Origin of the sequence: Brevundimonas halotolerans (assembly GCF_003730275.1) — a bacterium.
In the GTDB taxonomy this organism is placed as follows: domain Bacteria; phylum Pseudomonadota; class Alphaproteobacteria; order Caulobacterales; family Caulobacteraceae; genus Brevundimonas; species Brevundimonas halotolerans.
On the sequence record NZ_QTTA01000020.1, the window covers coordinates 63,960 to 82,890 of the forward strand.

Sequence of the window (18,931 nt, forward strand, 5' to 3'; positions counted from 1 at the left end):
CCGGTTGTCGCCGCTCCCGCGCGGTCGGGCAAGCGCGGTGTGCGAGCAGGCTTTGCCGGAGCCGCCCGGCGGTGCTACGCCTGCGTTCCTACGTTCTGGCAAGCCCAAGAGGTCCGGCGCATGCGATCCCTCCCGACATCCCTGATCCGCTCCACGGCGGCTGCAGCCTTTCTGGCGATCAGTCTGATCGCCGCCCCGGCGGCCACCGCCCAGGACACGGGGGCAGAGCCCTTCACCTACGACATCATGCTGGGCCTCAACCGCCTGTCGGACCCGCAGGTCTCGCCCGACGGTCATTGGGTCACCTATCAGGTGCGTGAGGTCGATCCCGTCATGGGCGGCGGCGGCACCACCCTGTGGCTGCAGGACCTGACCGGATCGGATGAGGCCCGTCCCCTGTTCCCGAATGGCGAAAAGGGCAACACCGTCCGCTGGGCCCCCGATGGCGGCACCCTCTATTTCCTGTCGTCGCGCTCGGGCTCGAACCAGATCTGGGCCACCGACACCGAGGGCACCGAACAGGTCCAGGTCACCGACCTGCCGTTCGACGTTCAGGGCTATAAGATCTCACCGGACGGCGAGCGACTGGTCGTGGCGCTGGCCGTCTATCCGGATTGCGAGACCCTGGCATGTTCGGTCGAACGCTCAGAGGCCGAGGCCGCCCGCAACAGCACCGGCCGCGTCTATGACCGCATGTTCGTCCGCCACTGGGACACCTGGAAGGACGGCACCCAGAACCATCTGTTCGTCGTCTCGCTGGGCGCCGATGGCCGGGCCGAGGGCGATCCCGTCTGGGTCACGCGCGGCTTTGACGGCGACACCCCTTCCAAGCCGTTCGGCGGCGAGGAGGACTTTACCTTCACGCCGGACGGCGAGGCGATCGTCTTTTCGGCGCGCGAGGCCGGCTTGACCGAGCCGTGGAGCACCGATTTCGACCTGTGGCTGACCGATGGCCTCGGCGACAGCGGCGACTTCACCAATCTGACCGACAGCAATCCGGCCTGGGACGCCGGCCCGGCGTTCTCGCCGGACGGTCGCACCCTGGCCTATCGCGCCATGTCCCGCCCGGGCTTCGAGGCCGACAAATTCGCCATCATGCTGCGCGACATGGAAACCGGTCAGGTCCGCCAGATCGCCGCCAACTGGGACCGCTCGGCCAGCAGCCTGGCCTGGGGCCCCGACGGCAACACCCTCTATGTCACCGCCCAGGACACCGGCCACTATCGGATGTTCGCGGTCGATACCCGTAACGGTGCGGTCATCCCCTTCACCGGCGAGGGGTCGGTTGCCTCCAGCAGCCTGACACCCTCGGGCATCGTCTATTCGCTGGCCGCGCTGGATCAGCCGGGCGACCTCTGGTTCAAGACCTATCGCGGCCGCGAAATGCCGCGACGCCTGACCGAGGTGAATCCCGTCGTGGGCGAGCTGGCCTTTGGCGAGGCCGAGCAGTTCACCTTTGAGGGCTGGAACGACGAGACCGTCCACGCCTGGGTGATCAAGCCCGCCAACTATGTCGAGGGCGAAAAATACCCCGTCGCCTTCCTGATCCACGGCGGGCCGCAGGGCACCTTCAGCAACAACTGGTCGTGGCGCTGGAATCCCCAGACCTATGCGGGCGCCGGCTATGCGGTGGTGATGATCGATTTCCACGGCTCGGTCGGCTACGGCCAGGCCTTCACCGACTCGATCAGCCAGCACTGGGGCGATCGCCCGCTGGAAGACCTGCAAAAGGGCTGGGCCCACGCGCTGGACACCTATGACTTCCTCGACGGCGACCGGGCCTGCGCGCTCGGGGCCTCCTACGGCGGCTATATGGTCAACTGGATCGCGGGCAACTGGCCGAATGCCTTTAAATGCATGGTCAACCACGACGGCGTCTTCGACACCTTCAGCATGGGCTTTGCCACCGAAGAGCTGTGGTTCACCGAGTGGGAAAACGGCGGCACCCCGTGGGAAAACCCGCGGGGCTATCAGGAATTCAACCCGGCCAACCATGTCGACAAGTGGAACACCCCCATGCTGGTCATCCATGGCGAGCAGGACTTCCGCATCCCGACCTCGCAAAGCCTGTCGGCCTTCACCGCCCTGCAGCGTCAGGGCATCGAAAGCCGCCTGCTGATCTTCCCGGACGAGAACCACTGGGTGCTCAAGCCCCAGAACAGCCTGCAATGGCACAATGAGGTGTTCGGCTGGCTGGACAAACACATCGGCGAATAAGCGATCGCCGCAGGGCGTGAAAAAGGGGACGCCGGATCAAACCGGCGTCCCCTTCGTCATGTCAAGGGGTGAAGAGTCTAGCGGCGCAGTTCGGCGCGCTGTTCGCTGATCCGCTCATAGCGGGCGTATTCGCGCTCGGTCATGCAGCGCGGAGCCTCCCAGCGCTCACCGGCATCGCGCGCCGCCAGCAGGTCCCGGGCCGAGACGAACACCGGACGCTCGCCATATTCGCGCTCGAAGCTGGCCCGGGTGGCGGAATCTTCGGCACAGATCATCACGGTCTGGGCCGGCGCGCGCTGGGTTTTCGGATCGACCGAGGCCGAGGCGGGCATGGCGGCCGCAAGGGCCAGACCGGCGGCAAGGGACAGGGACAGGGCAGTACGGATCATGGGCGTGGGCCTCCAGCAAAAAGGGGACGCTCTCAGACGTCTTCCCGCACAGAATGCGCCGATTGATCTCAATGTAAATATTATATGACAGTTTGTGACAGAAAAAATGACATGTCCTTGGTATACGGCCTATTTTTCTGGCCCTTCCGCGCTTCCTCCCGTCATCCTCGGGCTTGACCCGAGGATCGGTGTCACCCGCGACGGCTGACGACGTGCCAGAACCGATCCTCCGATCAAGTCGGAGGATGACGAGGGGCTGAGGGCAGCAACCATCATGCCCGCCGCCCGAAACGCCAACCGTTTCAATACCTGTGCCGTTTGCCGCACCGTTCTTCCCGCGCGGGTCGTCGCCTCACCCATACTGTCCGGTTGCCACAACCCGGCTGATGGAGGCGCGCATTTCAGACCATTCAGACGGTTCAGACGGTTCAGACCATTCAGACTATTCAGACGGTGTTTTTTCCCCACCCGCTCCCGGCGCTCCCCCACCCCGGGCAGCCAAATCGGCCGTTCGCGCGTATCTAGGGTCCCATGACGCTGATCCCGAGTTCCCCTATGACCCGCCGCGCTACCCTGGCGACCCTGCTGGGCGGGCTGGCTGTCGCCTGTTCGCCGCTGGGCCTGCTCAACAAGCTCGGCCCCCGCGATCCGGGTGCCCGACGCGTCGCCCGCGACCAGCCTTACGGCGACGACCCGCGCCAGAGGATGGACATCTATGCCCCGACCGGCGCCTCGCCCGCCGCGACGGTGCCGACGCTGGTCTTCTTCTACGGCGGCGGCTGGGATTCGGGATCGCGCGAGGTCTACGGCTGGGCGGCTCAGGCGCTGGCGGCCAAGGGTTTCGTCGTTGCCCTGCCTGACTACCGGCTGGTGCCCGAGGTTCATTTCCCCGGCTTCATCGAGGATGCCGCGCTGGCCACGGCCGTGGCGGCCGAGCTCGCGCGGGACCTCGGCGGGGACCCCGACCGGCTGGGCGTCATCGGCCATTCGGCGGGCGCCCATCTGGCCCTGATGATCGCGCTGGACCGCCGCTATATGGCCGCCGTCGACCGCCCGGGATTGATCAAGGCTGCGGCCGGGCTGGCGGGCCCCTACGAATTCCTGCCGTTCGACGTGAAGGCCTCGGTCAATGCCTTTGGTCGCGCGCCCGACCCCACCCTGACCCAGCCGATCACCTTCGCGCGGGCGGATGCCCCGCCGCTGTGGCTGGGCCACGGCACCGCTGACGAGGTGGTCCATGCCGAGGACACCCGCCTGCTGTGCGAGCGGATGGACGCGGTTGGCGGCACCTGCACCGCCCGCTTCTATGAGGGGCTGAACCACGCCGATCTGGTCGCGACCTTCTCGCCCCTGTTCCGCAAGAAGGCCCCCGTGCTGGCCGAGGTCTCTGACTTTTTCCACCGGACCTTGGATCGCCCGGCCTGAGCGCGCACAGTGCGGCCACGCTTGAAGGAGGATCTGTGATGCTGCGCCGTCTTGCTGTTGCCCTGGCCCTGACGCTGGTCACCGCCGCCCCGGTCTACGCCCAGACCGCCGTCGACCGGGCCGAGGCGGACTATCTGGCCGCAACGCCTCTGCCGGTCGACGCCCGCGATGCGGCCCGCGAGTGGCGCCTGTGGTGGCAGGAGACGGACCCCGCCGAACGCCCGGCCAGGGAGACGGAACGGATCGCCGAGCTGGAGCGCGCCACCGCCCGGGATCGCCAGTTGGCGGGCCACGTCACCGACTTCGACTCCCTGGCCACCGCCTGCCCGCCGCTCGGGCCTGACGCCTGCCGGGTCGAGGCCGCCGGTGTCATGCTCATGCCGGCTGACGCGAAGGCAGGAGAGCCCGCGCGCAGCCTCTACTGGCAACAGCTCCGGACCGGCGGCCAATGGGATATGCCTCTGGCGGCCGTCGTCCTCTACACGCCGATGGCGGACGGGCGTCTCGAGGCCCGCAGCTGGGTGCAGACCGCGATCGTCCACGAGCCGCCGGTCCTGATCGAGGGGTATGACGACCTCTATGTCGCCATCCCCGGCTATCATGACGGCACCGGGCGCATGAATGCCGACGTCCTGTTCCGCTGGGTCCTCGACGCCGAGCCCCCCTTCACCCAGATCGACGTGACCTCGTGGAAAGCCGACCTGGCCGACCAGCTGCCGCCTGGCCTCGCGGTGTGGAAGGGTGTCGGCTATCGCTGGCCCGCCCTGATGGCCGAGACCAGCCTGTGGCAGGACAATGACGCCAACTGCTGCCCGACCGGCGGGGACGCCTGGGTGTCGCTGGCGATCGAGGGGGACCGGCTGGTGGTCGAACACCTGCAGGTCAATGATCCACTCATTACCGCCGCCACGACCGTTCCGGCCGACATTCTGGGCTGGGCCGGTCGCCGGCTGGGTTGCGACCACTGGAGGGGCGAGGACGCCTATGACGCGGAGCGCGGCGCGCAGATCGAGGCGGCCGTCGCCGAGTTGAAATGCGACAGCCTCGAGGCTGACGAGGCGGCGCTGGTCCAGCACTATGCCGACGACGAGGTCTCGTTGGCCCTGATCGAACGGGTGCGCGGCACGGATTAGCGGCCCCGTCTCGCCAAGGTCATACTGTTCCGCTAGAGGAGGCCATGACAGAGCAAATGACCCCCGACGCGGTAATCGACCGCCTTGAATCCCTTTACGTCAAATCCGTCGACACCCTGCGCCAGGCGGTGCGGGACTTCGTCGACCACGGCACCCGGCCCGATGCCGCCGCCCGTGCCGATGGCCTGTTCGCCTATCCCGAACTACGCATCCGCTGGCACGGTGACCGGCCCCAGGACCTTCAGCCCCGCGCCTATGCCCGGCTGTCGAAGCAGGGCACCTATGCCACCACCGTCACCCGCCCCGACCTGTTCCGCAGCTATCTGAAGGAACAGCTGACCCTGCTGGCCGACGAATATGACGCGACCTTCGAGGTCGGCCTGTCGCGTCAGGAAATCCCCTTCCCCTATGTGCTGGACGGGGCCGAGGTGGCGCTGGACCGGTCAATGACGGCGGCGTTGGCCCGCTGGTTCCCGACGACCGAGCTGGCCCATATCGGCGACGAGATTCCGGACGGCCTGTTCGACACCTCAGGCGACTTTCCGCTGTCGCATTTCGACGGCCTTCGGACCGACTTCTCGCTGGCCCGGCTCAAGCACTACACCGGCACGCCGGTCGATGACGTCCAGTCCTATGTGCTGTTCACCAACTACAATCGCTATGTCGACGAGTTCGTCAGCTGGGCCATCGGTGAGCTGAAACGCCCCGGCAGCCCCTATGAAACCCTGTCCTGCGCCGGCGGGGTGCTGATCACGCGCGACACCCCCGATCCCGAGGCCGCGATCAGCGACACGGCCTGGAAGAAGCACCAGATGCCCGCCTATCACCTGACGGCGCCGGGCGCGAAAGGCATCACCCTGGTCAACATCGGCGTGGGCCCCTCGAACGCCAAGACCATCACCGACCATCTGGCCGTGACCCGACCCCACGTTTGGCTGATGATCGGTCACTGTGGCGGCCTGCGCGCCAGCCAGTCGATCGGCGACTATGTGCTGGCCCACGCCTATCTCCGCGATGACCATGTGCTGGATGCGGTGCTGCCGCCGGACATCCCCATCCCCTCGATCGCCGAGGTCCAGCGCGCCCTCTATGACGCCACCAAGTCCGTCAGCGGAATGCCCGGCGATCAGGTCAAGCTGCGCCTTCGGACCGGGACCGTGGTGACCACCGACGACCGGAACTGGGAGCTGCGCTACACCCGCTCGGCCCTGCGCTTCAACCAGAGCCGGGCGGTCGCTATCGACATGGAATCGGCGACCATCGCGGCCCAGGGCTATCGCTTCCGGGTGCCCTACGGGACCCTGCTGTGCGTCTCGGACAAGCCGCTGCACGGCGAGATCAAGCTGCCGGGACAGGCCAACCGCTTCTACGAAGGCTCGATCTCGGAGCACCTGCAGATCGGCATCCAGACCGTCGACCTGCTGCGCGAAGAGGGCGAGCGCCTTCACTCCCGCAAGCTGCGCGCCTTCGACGAGCCGCCGTTCCGCTAGGGCGCGGGTTTGCGCATCAGCTGCAGGGCGAAGCCGGTATAGGGTCGGGCAAAGGTCAGGAAGGACCGGACCCGGTCGGCCGTCGCCTCGATGTGGGGGCGCTCGATCCGGCCGGGATGGGCGGCGATCCAGTCGCGCGCCGCCCGGTCCATGGTGGCGACATAGGCGTCCCAGGTCGCATCGTCGGCCACGTGGATGTCCAGCACCTCCAGCCCGGCGGCCCCGGCTGCCGTGGTCCAGTCGGCCAGCGGCGTGCAGGCATTGGTCAGGGCCATGACCCGGGCCAGCGGCTCGGGCGGGCTCTCGGTCCAGTACAGGTCGCCCCAGACCAGCAGGCCTCCGGGCGCCAGATGGCCTGCCAGCGTGCGGAAGGCGGCGTCAGGATCGCGGTGCTCCTCGCCCACAGGATCGGTGGCGCCAACGCACAAGATGAGATCCTGGGGCGGCAGATCCTCCAGCAGGGTCAGCGACCGCATCCGGCTGAGCGTCACCCGGTCGGCGACCCCCGCCGCATTGATGCGCGACTGGGCCAGCGCCGCCACCGCCATATCGACCTCGACCGCGTCGACCACCATGGCAAAGTCGCGGGCCAGACTGATGGCAAGCGCCGCATTGCCCGCCCCGATCTCCAGCGCCCGGCCGCCCGGCTTGGGACCAGCCTGCGCCAGAAATGTCCGGAAGGTCTCCAGCGTCAGGGCGTTGCAGACCTCAAGGGCCTCATAGGCCAGTCGGTGGAAATTCATGCGCATGGCCCAGCCGTAGCGCCATGGCTTGGCAAGGCCACAAGAAAGCACTTTACAACACAAAGTATATGGGGCAATCAAGGGTCACACACGGGGCGCAGTGCCCCCGCTGACTGGAGGGAAGGGCCAATGCCCCATCACGACACCACGTCCCCGCAGGACGACATCGCCTACATCCGCGCCCTGGCCGAGGAAGGGCGCAACACCCCTGTCCTTGGCGGGGGCGTTCTGATCGTTGCCGGCACGGTCTTCGGGATCGCCTCCCTGATCCATTACGGAATCGACAGCGGTCTGATCGCCGCCGAACCGGTCGTCTACAACTACGTCTGGCTCGGCGCCCTCGTGCTGTTCTTCATCGGTCTGATTGGTCTCAAATCGAAGATCCGCAGCAAACCCGGAGCGCGTTCGGCGGTCAACCGGGCCGTCGGCGCCGGATGGATGGGGGTCGGCCTCGGCATCTTCACGATGGCGCTGTCGATGGCGATCCTGTCCTACAAGCTGCAGAGCGAGGTGCCGGTCTTTCTGTTTCCGTCGCTGATCTTCGCCCTCTACGGTGCGGGCTGGGCAGTGTCGGCGACCATGTCCGGACAGAAGTGGCAGTGGTGGCTGGCTATCGGTGGCTGGGTCGGCGCGCCAGCCATCGCCTCGCTCATCGGTACGCCGGTGCTGTGGCTGGGCTATGCCGCCGGACTGGTGTTGCTGGCCCTGATCCCCGGCCTGATCCTGGTGCGTCAGGAACCGGCCGAGGTGATCTGATGGAGCCATCGTTTGACATCAATGAGATCGATGACGTCATCCACGGCCGGGTGCGGCTGGGCATCATGGCCTATCTGTCCAGCGCGGGCATGGCGGATTTCAGCGATCTCAAGGCCCGGCTGAAGACCACGGACGGCAATCTGTCGGTGCATCTGCGCAAGCTGGAAGAGGCAGGCTTCGTCGAGATCACCAAGCGCTTCCAGGGTCGCAAGCCTTTGACCGAGGCGCAGTTGACCGACGCCGGCCGGACCGCCTTCATGGCCTATCTGGATACGCTGTCGGCCCTGATTCCGCCCCGCTGACCCGCCAGACGAAGGGTCACGGTGGCACGCCCGCCCGACTACGCTATGAGGGGGCATGAGCGAGCGACTGAGACGTTTTGAGGCGATCGACAACTTCCGCGACTTCGGTGACTACGCCGGGGTCGCGGGTCGGCATGTGCGGCCCGGGCGGCTGTTCCGCAGCGCCCATCAGGCCCGGGCGACCGAGGCGGATCTTGTGGCGCTGGCAGAGCTCGACCTCGGGGTGGTGGTCGACCTGCGCCGTCCCGGCGAGCGACGCGGCCAGCCCAGCCGCAGGCCCGCAGGCTTTGCCGCCAGGCTGATCGAGAGCGCCCACGACGACGGGGGCGAAGCGCCCCATATGACCTTCCTGAAGACGGCCGATCTGACCGAGGAGTCGGGCCGGGCCTTCATGACCGACACCTATCGCCGCCTGCCGTTCGAGGCGTCTCACATCGACCTGTTCCGCCGCTATTTCGAAGCGCTGGCCGAAAGCGACCGGCCGGTGCTGATCCACTGCGCGGCGGGCAAGGACCGGACGGGGCTGCTGGCGGCCCTGACCCACCATCTGCTGGGCGTCGGTCACGATGACCTGATGGCCGACTATCTGCTGACCAATACGGCGGTCGATCTTGAGGGGCAGGCCGGCTTCATCGCCGAACGGCTGAAGACTATGACGGGGCGTACAGCGTCGCATGCGGCGGTCGTGGCCTTTCTGGGGGTGGCGCCCGAGTTCCTGGACGCGGCCATCTCTGAGATGACGACGGCCCATGGCTCGGTCGACGAGTATCTGGCCGAGGCCTTGGGCATCGATACCGACCGGCGCGACCGGATTGTGGAGCGGCTGTCGGCATGATCCGGCCTTACGCGGCGCGGCGGGAACGCGCCCTGCCGTGGCGCGATCCGTTGGAGATTCTGCAGGCCATCGGTGCGCGGGACGGTGCGCTGGGCCTGTTCAGCGGAACGGCTGGACGGGTGCTGATCGCCGCTGATCCGGATGCCATCCGTCAGATCGACGGGGATGCGGCGCAGGTCACGGCCCTGCTGGATGATCCCGCTTGGGCCGAAGGGGCGGTTCAGCTGTTGGCCTATGATGGCGGGGTCCGGCCCGCGACGGGGCTGAGGCCGAAGGTCTGGCCCGACCTGATGGCGGCCCGCTATCCGGCCTGGCTGGTGTTCGAGACCGCGACCCGGACCCTGACGGCGGTCGGGCGAGGTGAGGATGCCGTTGAGGCTGAGCAGGCGCTCGATCTGGCCGAGGACTGGTCGCAGGCGGCGAGCGCGCGGGGCGCCATTGAGGGCCCTCTGTCCGCGACCTTTAACGCCGAGGCCGATGAGACGGCTTATCGCACCGCGGTGGCCGATGTTGTGGCGCGCATCGCGGCGGGCGAGCTGTTTCAGGCCAATATCGCCCGGGCATGGAGCGGAAAGTTGACGTGGGAAGCGGATCCGCTGGACGTCTTCCTGCGTCTGGTCCGCGACAGTCCGGCACCCTATGCGGCCTTCTGGCGGCGGGGGGAGCGGGCGCTGGTGTCCAACTCGCCGGAGCTGTTCCTGACGCTGGAACCGGGCGGACGGATCGAGACGCGACCGATCAAGGGCACTCGCCCGCGTCGCACCGACCCGGTCGCAGACCAGGCCGAGGTCGAGGCCCTGCTGGCGTCGGCCAAGGACCGGGCCGAGAATCTGATGATCGTCGACCTGATGCGGAACGACCTGTCGCGGGTCTGTGTGCCCTCTTCGGTCCGGGTCGAGCGCCTGTTTCACCCGGAGTCCTATGCCAATGTGCATCATCTGGTCTCGACCATCAGCGGCCGGCTGAGACCGGGGCAGGGCGTGGGACAGGCGATGGCCGCGACCTTTCCGCCGGGGTCCATCACAGGGGCGCCCAAGCATCAGGCCATGAAGGTCATCGCCGGGCATGAGCCGCCCCGCGGGCCGTGGTGCGGTAGCCTGCTGCTGCGGGAGGGGGAGGGGCGGATGACCGCCTCGGTCCTCATTCGCACCCTCGCCTTCGAGCAGCGGGAAGAGGGCTGGCACTGGCGGACGCAGGCAGGGGCGGGCATCGTCGCCGACAGCGATCCGGCGGCGGAATCCGCCGAGGTCCTGTCCAAAATCTCGGCGATCAGACGGGCCCTGATGGAATCCTAGGGCACCAGCGCCACGCGCTCGACCGTGCGCGGCCGCAGATAGAAGGTGTGCGAAAAGGTGGTGATCCCCGGCATCATATAGTCGACCGGGGAGTCGTAGTCGTAGAGCGACTCGGACACCACGACGCTCTCGCCGATCGCGATCAGGCCAGCGGGCACGGTGATGGTGCTGCCGGTGGTCCGGGCGGTCATGCCGCTGCCCCGGCTCCAGTCGATGCGCACCGTGCTGTCATCAATCCGTCGGGCGCTGGACACCCTGAGGCTCATGCCGGTGGCGGTGAAGGGCGCCATGATCAGCTCACCGACTTCAAAGATGTCGTCGATCTCGCCGGGCGTGATTCGCTCGCGCTGGGCGATCAGGTCGGCGACCATGGCGGCGGAATGGCTGGCGCGTTTCTGGGCCATATAGCCCTGACAGAATTCGGCCAGGCCGAAGTAGAAGAAGATCATCACCGGGGCCAGCATGGCGAATTCGACCGCGGACACGCCGCGTCGGTCGGATCCCAGTCGTTGCCAGGGGCGCCTGGGGATGCCGCGTCCGCTCATCGCCAGGGCTCGTTGCGGAAGGCGGTGGTGGCCGTCAGGATCGCCTTGCCGTCACCCATTCGCGCCAGCCCCTGTTCCAGGAAGGGGGTGAACAGGGTGTGCCGGTACCATGCGCGGACCAGCATCAGACTGCCCGGGTCGCCGCCGTCATAGCCGAGGCCGGCCTCGCTGAAGCTGCTACCGGCGGTCGGATCGGGCGGATTGGGATTGGTGAACTGGGGGATTTCGCGCACATCGACCGTAACCTTGGCCATGCAGTCGCTGGAGAAGATGCTCATCCGGCCGCACATGGAGGTTTTGAACTGGGTGGCATTGAAGCCCTGACTTTCGGCCTGGCCGGTGCGCACCAGACGGCCGGTCTCAATGACGGCATTCTCGAGGACGGAATCGAGCACGAAGACGAACGCCAGTTCCAGAACGGCGAACATCATGAAGAAGAAGGGCATGGCGACCATGGCGAACTCGACCGCGGTCGAGCCCCGACGCGCCGCGAGAAAGCGGTCAAGGGCCGTTCGCGATCGGGCCGCCCGGAGCATATTACGGCGTGCCGTCCGAACGCAGGCTGGGCGAGCAGGTGGTACCGCACGCCATTTCGGTCACCTGACCGCCGCGCCAGACCCGGACCTGACCGGAGTCTCCGGCGCTGACCACGATCTGGCTCTGGAAGACGGTGCGACCGATGCTGTCGACGGCGACGATCTGGGTCACGCCATAACCCTTGCCGGTGACGAACAGGGTGTTGGCATCGACGACGGTCACGTCGGCGATTTGCGGATTGCCAACGATTACGGAGCCGGCGGGGGCGCGCAGCTGGATGCGGGCGGTCTGGTCGATGTCGACCCGCAGCGGGTCCTGGGCCAGGGCCGGTGCGGCAATGGCCGAGGCCGCGAGGGCGGCGGCGGCGAACATCAGGGAGCGGGGCATGTAGCGAGCCATGGGGCGGTCTGCCTTCCAATATCATCAGCGCGCCCGCGTCAGGCGCGCGCGAGGCCCAAGGGACCACTGAATCCTCAAGAAAGGCTGAAAGCCTGCAAAAACAGCCATGTTAGAGTAAATATCCCGGTAACCATGAATAATCCAAGCAAAGCTGTTCACTTTACTTGTCCTTAAGCGGTGCCGTGCATGATGAGCGTGTAGGGGGTCAAGCGGGCAAAACCGACGACCCTGATGGTGCAATCGTTAGCTCGCTCAAGGAAAAGGACTATCACATGACCAAGTTCATCTCGCGTTTCGCTCAAGACGAATCCGGCGCCACGGCCATCGAGTACGGCCTGATTGCCGCCCTGATCGCCGTCGTCATCATCTCGGCCGTGACCGCGCTCGGCACGACCATCAAGACCAAGTTCAATGCCGTTGTGACCGGCATGGGCGGCACCGCCGGCGCGTAACTGCCGACACGTCTTGAAAACCGAACGGGGGCCGGAGCGGAGACGCTTCGGCCCCTTGTCGTTGCGGCACGCCTGTGCCCCCGTCCGTGTTTGCGGCGGGTTGGAGGGCAGGCGGAGCGCCGGGCCTTCGCCCGGATGAGAACAAGAAATACCGTTTCGACGAAGACAGACGCTCCGCGCGGGTGGTTTTCCAGGAGCTTGCGTCGGGTGGCCGTATTCGGGCCTTACCGCAGCGCCCCCGGCGGGCGGGGATGTCCTGCGACACCTCCCGGAACGGTCGAGTATCCCCCTCGACCCAATGTTTTTGGGGCCTGCCGTTCGCGCCGCGGGCGCTCACTGCTTGAGGCCCGAAGTTTGATCGGCGGTGTCCCAACAACCCCGCTCCATCCGCTCCCGCCGCTCACAAGGTCGCAGGCCTTACGAGCCCTCCGTGCAACGGGACGGGGGAAGAGTGGCACACCGGCGGACCTGGTCGGGCAGAACGGTCCGGGAAGCGGTAGGGGTGTTGAAAGGGTTGGGGAATTTGGGGGCGGCTATCCTATCTGAGGGCTTCAGCTCAGCATTCCTTCTCCCCTTTGTGGGAGAAGGTGGGCCGCAGAGCGGCTCGGATGAGGGGGCGGGCGGGCGCCAAAGCTGCTGGGTTCCGCTCCGGATCGAGAGTCCCCCTCATCCGTCAGGCTCCGCCTGACACCTTCTCCCACGAGGGGAGAAGGACAGCCCGCGTCGCGACGAGGCGTGCTGCGCGTCACAGTAAAATCAAAGTAAATGCACGAATAACCATTATTCTCGACGGCTCCTTAACTGCCCTCCGCTAGTTTGACCCTGCAACTCGGGGGGCCAAGCGGGCGACCGTCTCCCCCACCAAGCCCGCAAAGAACCGACCAAGAGGATACCATGACCAAGTTCATCTCGCGCTTTGCCCAGGACGAATCCGGCGCCACGGCCATCGAGTACGGCCTGATCGCCGCCCTGATCGCCGTCGTCATCATCTCGGCCGTGACCGCCCTCGGCACGACCATCAAGACCAAGTTCAACGAAGTCGTCACCGGCATGGGTGGCACCGCCGGCGCCTAATCGCCGACGCGTCTTGAAAACCGATCGGGGGCCGGAGCGGCGACGCTTCGGCCCCTTGTCGTTGGCGCGGAGGGCCGGTCAGGGAAACCCCGTTTTAACGCGTGCCGTGCAAGGGTGCCGCCTATGGACACGCTGACCCTGATGCTTCTGGCCGCCCTGCCCGCCCTGGTGATCATCGCCGGGCTCAAGGACCTGACGTCGATGACCATCCCCAACTGGATCTCGCTGATCCTGATCGGGGCGTTCTTTCCGACGGCGCTGGCGGTCGGACTGCCACTATCAACCGTGGCTGCCCATGTGGGCGTCGCGATACTGGCCCTGTTTGCCGGGGCCGGCATGTTTGCCTTGCGCTGGATCGGTGGTGGTGACGCCAAGCTGATGGCGGCCTCGTGCCTGTGGCTGGGGGTAGCGGGGTCCGGCTATTTCCTGCTGTGGACGGGCATCGCGGGCGGGGTGTTCTGTCTGGCGCTGATCTTTGCCCGGTTTCACGCCCGGCCGTTCCTGTTCGGCGCGCCCGGCTGGGTGTCGCAGCTGATGGAACCCAAGGGCGATATTCCGTATGGCGTCGCCATCGCCGTGGGCGCGCTTCTGGCCTATCCCGCCAGCACCCTGGTCGAGCGGTTCGCCGCCGGCTTCTGAACCAGGAAGCACTTGTGAATCCGGGCTTAGGGGAGCGTTAACTCGCGGGCTTCATGGTCGTTAACGGTCAGGTTGCCCGAGGCATGATTCGGGTCGACCGCTTGCCGCCGGAGACCCTGGATGAAGCCCGCCCGTATCGTCGTGATCTGCGTTGCGGCCATTTCTGCCATCGGCCTGGCATTGGTGGTGCGCACGATGGGCTCGTCCTCGGGCCAGCCGACCACCCCCGCCGCCGCTGAATCCCCCGCCGGACCGACCGAGCCAATGGCCAAGGTGCTGGTCGCGGCCAAGGACCTGGAGGCAGGCAGCCGCCTGACCGCCGCGGATATGGTCTGGAAGGACTGGGCCGTCAGCGCCGTCGATGCCACCTGGGTCACCGACGGCACGGTGCCGATTCCGGCCAAGGGCCAGACGGTCGCCGTGGCGCAAAAGCCAGACGGCGCCGTAGCCCGTGTGACGCGGGCCGCCACCGAGGCCGTGACCCAGGCCTCCAAATCCGATTTTGTCGGCGCCGTCGTGCGCGAGACCATTCTGGCCGGAGAGCCGATCGTCGCGCGCAAGGTCGTGCCCGCCGGGGACAGCGGCTATATGGCCGCCTATCTGGAGCCGGGCATGCGGGCCATGGCCATCCGCGTGACGGTCGAGACCGCCGCCGGCGGGTTCATCCTGCCCGGCGACCGCGTCGATGTGCTGCTGACGCGCGAGACCAATCTGGCGAATATGGGCGCCCAGGAAGGCGACCGGCCGCGCTTTGCCTCTTCTACCGTGCTGCAGAACGTCAAGGTGCTGGCCATCGACCAGTCGACCAGCGTCTCGGACGCCGAACAGGCCGTAGTTGGCGCGACGGCCACGCTCGAGGTCCGGCCCGGCGATGCCGAGGCCCTGGCCCTGGCCAAGTCCGAGGGTGAGCTGAGCCTGGTCCTGCGCTCCTATGCCGATACCGGCGGTCCCTCCGGCCGGGTTGGCGCGGCGCCGAGCGCCGAGAGCGGCACGGTGCGCGTTTATCGCGGCGGCGAAACCGAAGTGGTGGTGGTCCCATGAGCCCGATGTTCCGACGCGGAGGCACGGCGCTAGCCGCTGCGGCCACCCTGCTGCTGGGGATGCCGTTCGCCGCCCCGCCGGTGCAGGCCCAGAGCCGCGAAGTGGTGACCATGGGCACCGGCACGCGTCTGGTCAGCCTGCCGCGCGGCACATCCATGGCGGTCGATCTGCCCAATGATGCGCGCGATGTCATTGTCTCGAACCCCACAGTCGCCGAGGCGGTTCTTCATACCCCGCGCCGCATCACCATCATCGGCCTGGCGCCTGGCGAGACCGATGCGGTGTTTCTGGACTCCGCCGGTCGCTCGATCCTGACCCTGCGGATCCGCGTCGATGCCGGGGTCAGCGCGCTTCAGGATACGCTGAGCCGGATCCTGCCGGGCACCGATGTGCGGGCCGAGGCGGTCAACGACCGGATCCTGCTGACCGGGACCGTCTCCAGCCCCGGCGAGGCCGACCGGGTCACCCAGATCGCCAGTGCCTTCGTCGACTCGCCGGAAAAGATCATCAACATGATGACCATCACCGGCTCGGATCAGGTGATGGTCCGCGCCCGGGTGATCGAGGTGCAGCGCTCGGCCGTGAAACAGCTGGGCTTCGACGTCACCACCATTCTGGATACGGTCGGTGACGGCCTGCAGCTGACCAGCTCGGCGACCTTTGCCGTGGCTGGCAGCCAGCTGGGCGGCGGAAACCTGACCTATACCGACGCCAACAATGACGGCGAGGGCCTGACCGGCACGCTTCGGGCGTTCGAGCGGGCGGGACTGGTGCGGGTTCTGGCCGAACCCAATGCCACCTCGGTGTCGGGCGAGAATGCCGAATTCCTGGCGGGTGGCGAGTTTCCCGTGCCTGTCGGCCGCGACGACCGCGGCAATATCCTGATTGAATTCAAGCCCTACGGTGTGCGTCTGGCCTTCCGGCCGATCGTGCTGTCGGGCGGGCGGATTTCGTTGCAGCTGTCGACCGAGGTGTCGGAGCTGAGCACCTCGGGTGCCTTTACCCTGGGCGGCACCGCCGACAACGCCCTGGTCATCCCCGCCCTGAACGTGCGCCGTGCCTCCTCGACCGTGGAACTGCCGTCCGGCGGATCGCTCATGATCGCGGGCCTGCTGCGCGAGGACACCCGCCAGAACATCGACCAGCTGCCGCTGCTGGGCGACATCCCGGTGGCCGGCGGCCTGTTCCGGTCGCGCGACTATCTGTCGAACGAGACCGAGCTGGTGATCATCCTCGAGGCCTATATTGTCTCGCCGACCAGTCCGAACCAGTTGCAGACCCCGGCCGACGGCCTGACGGTCGCGGGCGATGCCTCGGCCCTGCTGTTCGGCCAGTTGACCCAGGCCTATGGACCGCCGCGCCAGACTGGCGGCGAGGCTCCGGCCCGCTGGGTCGGCCCGGTCGGCTATGTGATTGAATGAGGCCGGACATGACCGTACGCACCCCTCGCACCCTGGCTGTCCTGACCGTTGCGGCGGCGGCGCTGGCCCTGTCGGCCTGTGGCGGCGGCGGCGCAGGCGGCGTCACGCCGCTGACGCCGATCTCGCAGTATTATATGCAGGTCGAGCCGGGTCTCGACCGGATCGCCCTCGCGGTCCACGACCGGGGCATGTCCGCCAACCAGAGCGCGGCTATCGATGCGCTGGTCCAGCGCTACTGGGCCTCCGGGACCGGGGGTGTGCTGATCCAGGCGCCGGGTGGCGGTGATGCCGCAGCGGCCGACATGGCCTGGTCGGTCAAGGCGGCCCTGACCGCGCGCGGCGTGCCCGAAGAACGTATCCGCGTCGAAGGCTATGCCGCCCCCGATCCGCGGGCGCCGGTGCTGGTCGGCTTCGATATCGTCCAGGCGGTGATCCCGAACTGCGCCGCGGTCAACGGGGCCGGACGTCCGCGCTATACCAATGCCCCGTCGCCGGGCCTCGGCTGTTCGGTGACGGCGAACATGGCCGCCCAGATCGACGATCCGCGCGACATCGTGCGCCCGCGCGCCATGACGCCGGCGGATTCCGGCCGCGCCGCCGTGGTCTTCCAGAACTACCGCGCCGGTCAGCCGACGTCGGCACCCCAGGACGAACTGGTCAGCGGCCGCATCGCGCGGGCGGTGGAATAGGGCCCGATGAACGCCTCAGCCTTCCCCAGACCTGAAGACGCCTATGACGCGGACGTGGACGAGTCCTTCGACCTGGACATGAGCTATGCCCGGCCGGAGGGACGTGCGTCTGCCCCTGCGCCGGCTCACGAGCCGCTGCAGTTCACCGCGCCCATCGGCAGCGAGCCGACGCCCTTTCCGGCGGCAACGGTCCCTGCCGCATCCTTTGATCAGGGCGAGCCGTTCAATCCCGTCGGCGAACTGGTGGCTGGGGCGTCGGCTGCGCTGGCGCCGATCGAGGCGGGCCTGCCCGAGGTCGCCTCCAGTCCCGGCTATGGCCAGCAGGACACCTCCGGAGTCTCTATCCCGCGCATCGCCATCCATGTCTTCGCCGAGCGTCAGGATACGCTGGCGGCGGCGGACCGGGCCGGCAAGGACCGGCGCATGGCGCGCGCCACCACCCACATCCGCGTGGGCGGCATTCCGGCGGCCATCGAGACCTATGCCCATGAGCCGACGCCGCCGCTGATCATCGTCGAATGCCTCAAGGACCCCCACAGCCTGCTGGCCGAGATCGATGCCTTGGCCGAGGTCTGCGACGCGGGCACCAAGGTGGTCGTGATCGGGGCCACCAACGACATCCTGCTGTTCCGCGAGCTGATGCGGCGCGGCGTCAGCGAATATCTGGTCGCGCCGTTGCAGCCGCTGCAACTCATCGCGGCCATCGGCGGCCTGTTCTCCGATCCGGCCCAGCCGTTCGTCGGTCGCTCGATCGCCTTTGTCGGCGCGCGCGGCGGCACGGGCTCCAGCTCGGTGGCGCACAACACTGCCTATGCGATGAGCGAGCGGATCGGCGCCAATACGGTGATCGTCGACTATGACCTGCCGTTCGGCACGGCGGGTCTGGACTTCAATCAGGACCCCCTGAACGGGGTGGCCGATGCGCTGAGCCAGCCGGATCGTCTGGACGCCACCCTGCTGGACCGGATGATGGTCCGCTGTACCGACAAGCTGAGCCTGTTCGCCGCTCCGGCGACGCTGGAAGCCGACTGGGACATCTCGGTCGAGGCGTTCGAGGAGGTCACCAGCCGCATCCGGGCAACGGCGCCCTTTGTGGTGCTGGACCTGCCGCACATCTGGAGCGGCTGGATGCGCCGCAGCCTGATCTCGGCCGATGAGGTCGTGGTGGTGGCCACGCCGGATCTGGCGTCGCTGCGCAATGCCAAGAACATGATCGATCTGGTCCGTCAGGGCAGGCCCAATGATGCGCCGCCTCGGCTGGTGCTGAACCAGGTCGGCGTGCCGGGACGGCCCGAGATCCCGGCCAAGGATTTCGGCGCGGCGCTGGGGGTTCATCCCAGCCTGATCATTCCGTTCGAGCCCAAGGTGTTCGGCACGGCCGCCAACAACGGCCAGATGGTGCTGGACCTGAACGACAAGTCGAAGTCGGCGGCCGCCTTCCAGACCCTGGCCCAGATCGTCTCCTGCCGTGAGATGCCGGCTGTGGCCGGCCCCAAGGCCAAGGGCAAGTCGATGTTCGGCAACCTGTTCAGGAAGGGCTGACGGGACC

20 protein-coding genes are annotated in these 18,931 nt (G+C 67.3%); 15 read left to right on the forward strand and 5 right to left on the reverse strand.

Going from position 1 to position 18,931, the window contains the following annotated elements:
- The first annotated feature begins 120 nt into the window (after positions 1–120).
- The gene (locus EG854_RS10135; protein ID WP_123288008.1) at positions 121–2,217 is read left to right on the forward strand and encodes a S9 family peptidase; all 2,097 of its coding nucleotides are present in this window, start codon (positions 121–123) and stop codon (positions 2,215–2,217) included.
- A 77-nt stretch (positions 2,218–2,294) separates the two neighbouring features.
- Here the strand turns inward: EG854_RS10135 and EG854_RS10140 are convergent, their stop codons facing one another.
- A complete protein-coding gene (locus EG854_RS10140) occupies positions 2,295–2,606 on the reverse strand; it encodes a hypothetical protein (RefSeq protein WP_123288009.1) in 312 nt (103 codons plus the stop codon).
- A gap of 555 nt (positions 2,607–3,161) precedes the next feature.
- Here EG854_RS10140 and EG854_RS10145 point away from each other — a divergent pair.
- From EG854_RS10145 to EG854_RS10155, 3 genes are read left to right on the forward strand one after another with little or no spacing between them, the layout of a single operon-like run.
- Positions 3,162–4,031, forward strand: coding sequence for an alpha/beta hydrolase (locus EG854_RS10145; RefSeq protein WP_123288010.1), 870 nt, complete (start codon positions 3,162–3,164; stop codon positions 4,029–4,031).
- 38 nt (positions 4,032–4,069) lie between these two features.
- The gene (locus tag EG854_RS10150; RefSeq protein ID WP_123288011.1) at positions 4,070–5,164 is read left to right on the forward strand and encodes a hypothetical protein; all 1,095 of its coding nucleotides are present in this window, start codon (positions 4,070–4,072) and stop codon (positions 5,162–5,164) included.
- A gap of 44 nt (positions 5,165–5,208) precedes the next feature.
- Complete coding sequence (locus EG854_RS10155; RefSeq protein ID WP_123288012.1) at positions 5,209–6,654, forward strand: AMP nucleosidase; 1,446 nt, start codon at positions 5,209–5,211, stop codon at positions 6,652–6,654.
- On the opposite strand, the gene EG854_RS10160 is transcribed toward EG854_RS10155, so the two are convergent.
- A complete protein-coding gene (locus EG854_RS10160; RefSeq protein WP_123288013.1) occupies positions 6,651–7,403 on the reverse strand; it encodes an SAM-dependent methyltransferase in 753 nt (250 codons plus the stop codon). The two genes, EG854_RS10155 and EG854_RS10160, sit on opposite strands and share 4 nt — an antisense overlap.
- A gap of 123 nt (positions 7,404–7,526) precedes the next feature.
- On the opposite strand from EG854_RS10160, the gene EG854_RS10165 reads away from it, so the two are divergent.
- Genes EG854_RS10165 through EG854_RS10180 form a run of 4 tightly spaced genes read left to right on the forward strand, consistent with a single transcriptional unit; the run spans position 7,527 to position 10,585 of the window.
- The gene (locus tag EG854_RS10165; protein WP_123288014.1) at positions 7,527–8,153 is read left to right on the forward strand and encodes a hypothetical protein; all 627 of its coding nucleotides are present in this window, start codon (positions 7,527–7,529) and stop codon (positions 8,151–8,153) included.
- Positions 8,153–8,455, forward strand: a complete 303-nt coding sequence (locus tag EG854_RS10170) for a winged helix-turn-helix domain-containing protein (protein ID WP_123288015.1) — start codon at positions 8,153–8,155, stop codon at positions 8,453–8,455. Before EG854_RS10165 ends, EG854_RS10170 begins: the two co-directional genes overlap by 1 nt.
- A 55-nt stretch (positions 8,456–8,510) precedes the next feature.
- Positions 8,511–9,290 (forward strand): tyrosine-protein phosphatase, encoded by a 780-nt coding sequence (locus tag EG854_RS10175; protein ID WP_123288016.1) that lies wholly within the window; start codon positions 8,511–8,513, stop codon positions 9,288–9,290.
- Positions 9,287–10,585, forward strand: coding sequence for an anthranilate synthase component I family protein (locus EG854_RS10180; RefSeq protein ID WP_123288017.1), 1,299 nt, complete (start codon positions 9,287–9,289; stop codon positions 10,583–10,585). The genes EG854_RS10175 and EG854_RS10180 overlap by 4 nt, the downstream gene beginning before the upstream one ends.
- Here EG854_RS10180 and EG854_RS10185 read toward each other — a convergent pair.
- From EG854_RS10185 to EG854_RS10195, 3 genes are read right to left on the reverse strand one after another with little or no spacing between them, the layout of a single operon-like run.
- Complete coding sequence (locus EG854_RS10185; RefSeq protein ID WP_241153206.1) at positions 10,582–11,070, reverse strand: TadE family protein; 489 nt, start codon at positions 11,068–11,070, stop codon at positions 10,582–10,584. The two genes, EG854_RS10180 and EG854_RS10185, sit on opposite strands and share 4 nt — an antisense overlap.
- 56 nt (positions 11,071–11,126) lie before the next feature.
- Complete coding sequence (locus EG854_RS10190; RefSeq protein WP_123288019.1) at positions 11,127–11,666, reverse strand: TadE/TadG family type IV pilus assembly protein; 540 nt, start codon at positions 11,664–11,666, stop codon at positions 11,127–11,129.
- A gap of 1 nt (position 11,667) precedes the next feature.
- Complete coding sequence (locus EG854_RS10195) at positions 11,668–12,054, reverse strand: pilus assembly protein N-terminal domain-containing protein (RefSeq protein ID WP_123288083.1); 387 nt, start codon at positions 12,052–12,054, stop codon at positions 11,668–11,670.
- Between the two features lie 284 nt (positions 12,055–12,338).
- On the opposite strand from EG854_RS10195, the gene EG854_RS10200 reads away from it, so the two are divergent.
- The 7 genes from EG854_RS10200 to EG854_RS10240 all read left to right on the forward strand — a co-directional run bounded on the left by EG854_RS10200 (position 12,339) and on the right by EG854_RS10240 (position 18,924).
- The gene (locus tag EG854_RS10200; RefSeq protein ID WP_123288020.1) at positions 12,339–12,518 is read left to right on the forward strand and encodes a Flp family type IVb pilin; all 180 of its coding nucleotides are present in this window, start codon (positions 12,339–12,341) and stop codon (positions 12,516–12,518) included.
- A gap of 894 nt (positions 12,519–13,412) precedes the next feature.
- On the forward strand, positions 13,413–13,592 hold the full coding sequence (locus EG854_RS10215) for a Flp family type IVb pilin (protein ID WP_123288022.1): 180 nt from the start codon (positions 13,413–13,415) through the stop codon (positions 13,590–13,592).
- A gap of 123 nt (positions 13,593–13,715) precedes the next feature.
- Positions 13,716–14,231: an A24 family peptidase gene (locus EG854_RS10220; RefSeq protein ID WP_123288023.1), complete on the forward strand. Its 516-nt coding sequence runs from the start codon at positions 13,716–13,718 to the stop codon at positions 14,229–14,231.
- Between the two features lie 120 nt (positions 14,232–14,351).
- Positions 14,352–15,272 (forward strand): Flp pilus assembly protein CpaB, encoded by a 921-nt coding sequence (cpaB, locus tag EG854_RS10225; RefSeq protein WP_123288024.1) that lies wholly within the window; start codon positions 14,352–14,354, stop codon positions 15,270–15,272.
- Between the two features lie 5 nt (positions 15,273–15,277).
- Positions 15,278–16,693: a type II and III secretion system protein family protein gene (locus tag EG854_RS10230; protein ID WP_123288025.1), complete on the forward strand. Its 1,416-nt coding sequence runs from the start codon at positions 15,278–15,280 to the stop codon at positions 16,691–16,693.
- 8 nt (positions 16,694–16,701) lie between these two features.
- Entirely contained in the window at positions 16,702–17,382 is a 681-nt protein-coding gene (locus EG854_RS10235; RefSeq protein WP_123288026.1) for a CpaD family pilus assembly lipoprotein, read from the forward strand.
- Positions 17,383–17,388: 6 nt separating this feature from the next.
- Positions 17,389–18,924: a cellulose synthase operon protein YhjQ/BcsQ gene (locus tag EG854_RS10240; RefSeq protein ID WP_123288027.1), complete on the forward strand. Its 1,536-nt coding sequence runs from the start codon at positions 17,389–17,391 to the stop codon at positions 18,922–18,924.
- Positions 18,925–18,931: the final 7 nt, after the last annotated feature.

Excerpts from the sequence above, each read along its gene's own strand:
- EG854_RS10175 (WP_123288016.1), top strand. The coding sequence starts at position 8,511 with ATGAGCGAGCGACTGAGACGTTTTGAGGCGATCGACAACTTCCGCGAC.
- EG854_RS10145 (WP_123288010.1), top strand. The coding sequence starts at position 3,162 with ATGACCCGCCGCGCTACCCTGGCGACCCTGCTGGGCGGGCTGGCTGTC.
- EG854_RS10170 (WP_123288015.1), top strand. The coding sequence starts at position 8,153 with ATGGAGCCATCGTTTGACATCAATGAGATCGATGACGTCATCCACGGC.
- EG854_RS10155 (WP_123288012.1), top strand. The coding sequence starts at position 5,209 with ATGACAGAGCAAATGACCCCCGACGCGGTAATCGACCGCCTTGAATCC.
- EG854_RS10140 (WP_123288009.1), bottom strand. The coding sequence starts at position 2,606 with ATGATCCGTACTGCCCTGTCCCTGTCCCTTGCCGCCGGTCTGGCCCTT.
- EG854_RS10165 (WP_123288014.1), top strand. The coding sequence starts at position 7,527 with ATGCCCCATCACGACACCACGTCCCCGCAGGACGACATCGCCTACATC.
- cpaB (WP_123288024.1), top strand. The coding sequence starts at position 14,352 with ATGAAGCCCGCCCGTATCGTCGTGATCTGCGTTGCGGCCATTTCTGCC.
- EG854_RS10150 (WP_123288011.1), top strand. The coding sequence starts at position 4,070 with ATGCTGCGCCGTCTTGCTGTTGCCCTGGCCCTGACGCTGGTCACCGCC.
- EG854_RS10190 (WP_123288019.1), bottom strand. The coding sequence starts at position 11,666 with ATGCTCCGGGCGGCCCGATCGCGAACGGCCCTTGACCGCTTTCTCGCG.
- EG854_RS10135 (WP_123288008.1), top strand. The coding sequence starts at position 121 with ATGCGATCCCTCCCGACATCCCTGATCCGCTCCACGGCGGCTGCAGCC.
- EG854_RS10220 (WP_123288023.1), top strand. The coding sequence starts at position 13,716 with ATGGACACGCTGACCCTGATGCTTCTGGCCGCCCTGCCCGCCCTGGTG.
- EG854_RS10160 (WP_123288013.1), bottom strand. The coding sequence starts at position 7,403 with ATGCGCATGAATTTCCACCGACTGGCCTATGAGGCCCTTGAGGTCTGC.
- EG854_RS10240 (WP_123288027.1), top strand. The coding sequence starts at position 17,389 with ATGAACGCCTCAGCCTTCCCCAGACCTGAAGACGCCTATGACGCGGAC.
- EG854_RS10180 (WP_123288017.1), top strand. The coding sequence starts at position 9,287 with ATGATCCGGCCTTACGCGGCGCGGCGGGAACGCGCCCTGCCGTGGCGC.
- EG854_RS10195 (WP_123288083.1), bottom strand. The coding sequence starts at position 12,054 with ATGCCCCGCTCCCTGATGTTCGCCGCCGCCGCCCTCGCGGCCTCGGCC.
- EG854_RS10215 (WP_123288022.1), top strand. The coding sequence starts at position 13,413 with ATGACCAAGTTCATCTCGCGCTTTGCCCAGGACGAATCCGGCGCCACG.
- EG854_RS10200 (WP_123288020.1), top strand. The coding sequence starts at position 12,339 with ATGACCAAGTTCATCTCGCGTTTCGCTCAAGACGAATCCGGCGCCACG.
- EG854_RS10235 (WP_123288026.1), top strand. The coding sequence starts at position 16,702 with ATGACCGTACGCACCCCTCGCACCCTGGCTGTCCTGACCGTTGCGGCG.
- EG854_RS10230 (WP_123288025.1), top strand. The coding sequence starts at position 15,278 with ATGTTCCGACGCGGAGGCACGGCGCTAGCCGCTGCGGCCACCCTGCTG.